General features: G+C 41.2%; 1 protein-coding gene. It reads left to right on the top strand.

Going from position 1 to position 1118, the window contains the following annotated elements:
- Window positions 1-1118 (top strand): Ig-like domain-containing protein (locus CJF42_RS26115; RefSeq protein WP_141235705.1); only part of this gene is annotated, 1118 nt, incomplete at both ends.

Raw genomic sequence — 1118 nt, 5'->3', positions numbered from 1 at the left:
ATTACAGTCACAGTAAATGGTGCTGCAGATCAAACAGAAATAAAAGCTGATACAGCCACAGTAAATGAAGATGGCTCAGTTGTCATCGATGTATTAGCTAATGATTCAGATGTTGATAGCGAAAAATCACCTGTAGTTTCTGTGACCAATGGTTCAAATGGTACAGTGGTGATCAATGATGATGGGACTGTGACATATACACCAAATCCTGATTATAACGGTACAGATACATTCACTTATACCAATGCAGAAGGTAATACTGAAACTGTCACCGTATTTGTTTCACCTGTTGATGATGTGACAGGTATTAATAATGACACGGCAACGGTCAATGAAGACGGTTCAGTGATCATTGATGTATTGGCTAATGACACAGATGCTGATGGACCAAAATCACCGGTAGTATCAGTCACAAATGGCTCAAGTGGCACGGTAGTTATCAACCAAGATGGCACGGTCACGTATACACCAAATCCTGACTTTTCTGGAACAGATAGCTTCACGTATACTAATGCGGAAGGCAATACTGCGACAGTGACTGTTAATGTGACACCACAAGGTGATGCCACTGTTGTTCAAGACGATACAGCAACGGTCAATGAAGACGGTTCAGTGATCATTGATGTATTGGCCAATGACACAGATGCTGATGGACCAAAATCACCGGTAGTATCAGTCACAAATGGCTCAAATGGCACGGTAGTTATCAACCAAGATGGCACGGTCACGTATACACCAAATCCTGACTTTTCTGGAACAGATAGCTTCACGTATACTAATGCGGAAGGCAATACTGCGACAGTGACTGTTAATGTGACACCACAAGGTGATGCCACTGTTGTTCAAGACGATACAGCAACGGTCAATGAAGACGGTTCAGTGATCATTGATGTATTGGCCAATGACACAGATGCTGATGGACCAAAATCACCGGTAGTATCAGTCACAAATGGCTTAAATGGTACAGTGATAATTAATGCCGATGGTACTGTTACTTACATACCTAAATCTAACTTTAATGGTACAGATACTTTTACATATACTAATGCAGAAGGTAACACAGCAACAGTTACAGTAGTTGTAAACCCTTTAGATGATACGTTTACCGATGCCAATGA

Source organism: Pseudoalteromonas sp. NBT06-2 (genome assembly GCF_002276045.1).
Taxonomy (GTDB): domain Bacteria; phylum Pseudomonadota; class Gammaproteobacteria; order Enterobacterales; family Alteromonadaceae; genus Pseudoalteromonas.
This window is presented reverse-complemented; position numbering and strand designations above follow the sequence as displayed.